We start from the raw sequence: 2,181 nt of genomic DNA on the forward strand, positions 1-2,181 counted from the left end.
CTGTCGACCTATGAAGGCGTCCCTTTTCAAAAAGGTTTTGGAACCATAGTAACTGAACGCGTCATCGATGTGATCATGTTACTTTTTGTGATCATTATTGCATTGTTCTCCCAAACTAAAATTATCAGTGGGTATCTGGAAGAAAGTGGCTTCGGGTTAGGAGCTTCAATTGGAGTCATCCTGATAGGGGTAGCCGGCCTGTTTATCGTACTGGCGCTCCTCAAAAAATCCTCAAACCCTTTTTTCCTAAAGATCAGGGAATTTCTGCGCGGGCTGCTCGAGGGGGTAATGAGCATCTTTCACATGAAGCACAAGTGGGCCTTTATTGCCCACACCCTATTTATCTGGACGTGCTACGTAGGTATGTTCTGGGTGATCAAATACACTATTCCCGAAACCATCTCCCTTAATTTCGGGCAACTCCTGGTGGCTTTTGTCGCAGGAGCTTTTGCTATGTCGGCAACCAACGGAGGTATCGGACTCTACCCTATTGCCGTGAGTAAAGCCATTGCACTTTTTGGGATCAGCAGTGTTTCCGGCGATGCTTTTGGCTGGATCATGTGGATTGCCCAAACCCTGATGGTCGTTCTTTTTGGTACAATATCCTTCCTGCTACTACCGTTATGGAACAGGGATAAATAAATTCCCTCGTACCAAACATAACAGCATGAAACGCCTTTTTTTATTTGCCATTGGCCTTTGGCTTACCTTGCCTCTTCAGGCCCAGGTTAAGGAAGAAATCTTCGAATCCTTCAAATTACAGGAACGCCGAAGTGTCAAATACTATATTCCGGAAGACTACAACCCGGACAAGAGATATCCCCTGGTCATCGTTTTGGACGAAGAGTATCTTTTTGACCAGGTGGTGGCGACTTCCAAATTCTACAGCAGGTTCCAGGGCTTACCAGAAAGCCTGATCGTGGGAATCTCCCAGAGCGAGGGGGATCTCAGGGCCGAGGACTGCGAATATGAACTAACCACCGGGCTGCCGGCAGAAAAGGGTAAAGGCTTTTTTGAATTCATCGGAATGGAGATCATTCCTTATATGGTTAGCGCCTACAATGTCGCCCCGTTCAAAATGTTTGTGGGTTACGATATCACAGCTAATTTTGGCAACTATTACCTCTTTAAAGAACGTCCGATTTTCAATGGCTTCATCAGCATCTCCCCGGATCTTGCACCTGAGATGGAATCCCGTGTCCCCGAAAGGCTGGCCGCCATTCAGGAACCTGTTTTCTACCACCTGATCGCCGAGGGGGACCTCGGGGAGGAAGAAGGGCGATTCTCCCGGATGAACACTGCATTAAGCCAGATTGAAAGAGAAGGCTTCACATACTTTTATGACCGTTATCCTGAAGCGGATGAAATCTCGATTGCCACATACGGAATCGGTAAAGCCTGGGAACGCACTTTTAATATTTTTAAACCGATTAGCCCGGAGGAATACCGGGAGAAGATCCTGACTTCTGAGGAGCCCGTTTTTAACTATCTGGAAAATAAGTACCAGACCATAGAGACCGTTTTTGGTTTCCGCAAACCCATGGAACTCAATGATATTATGGCGATCTATGCCGGATGTCGTAAAAAAGATGACTTTGAATCGCTCAAGCCCCTATCCGACCTGTGTAAGGATGAATATCCCGAAACCATGCTGGGATTCTTTTTCGAAGGAGAGTACTACGAGCAGATCGGCGAGCCTAAAAAAGCCCTGCGAACCTTTGAAAAAGCCTTCGGCATGCAGGAAATAGACTTCCTCACAAAGGATATGGCCCTGGATAAAATGGATGCCCTGAAGGCCGATTTCGGATTCTGATGGCCCATCTCCGGGATCTCCCGGAGCCTTTGTCCTTTTATACATTCTCTTTCGCCCACCTGTTTTGGGTATTCAGAGATACAGGTCTATCTTTAGGCCAAATCCAAAGCGGACATGGCCAAATCAAAAACCACCTATTTTTGTCAGAACTGCGGCTCCCAATACGCCAAATGGGCGGGGCAATGCAGTTCCTGTAAAGCCTGGAATACCCTTGTAGAAGAGGTGGTGGAACGCAGTGCAAAACCCCCGCTTTGGGAGGGAGAAAGCACTTCGAAAAAAGCTGCAAAACCCCTCCGCATCAGTGAGATTCAAACAGGGGAAGAGCACCGGTTACCCTCAGGGGATCCGGAACTCGACCAGGTATTGGG

At 47.6% G+C, this 2,181-nt stretch carries 2 protein-coding genes and 1 pseudogene; all 3 read left to right on the top strand.

From position 1 onward, the window contains the following. Positions 1-642 (top strand): lysylphosphatidylglycerol synthase transmembrane domain-containing protein (locus WBV75_RS05065; RefSeq protein ID WP_424119561.1); only part of this gene is annotated, 642 nt, incomplete at its 5' end. A 25-nt stretch (positions 643-667) separates the two neighbouring features. Next, complete coding sequence (locus WBV75_RS05070; protein WP_424119562.1) at positions 668-1,813, top strand: alpha/beta hydrolase; 1,146 nt, start codon at positions 668-670, stop codon at positions 1,811-1,813. Between the two features lie 114 nt (positions 1,814-1,927). Then, positions 1,928-2,181, top strand: a pseudogene (locus tag WBV75_RS05075) (DNA repair protein RadA); the annotation flags it as partial.

Origin of the sequence: Robiginitalea sp., from assembly GCF_049588695.1 — a bacterium.
GTDB lineage: Bacteria > Bacteroidota > Bacteroidia > Flavobacteriales > Flavobacteriaceae > Robiginitalea.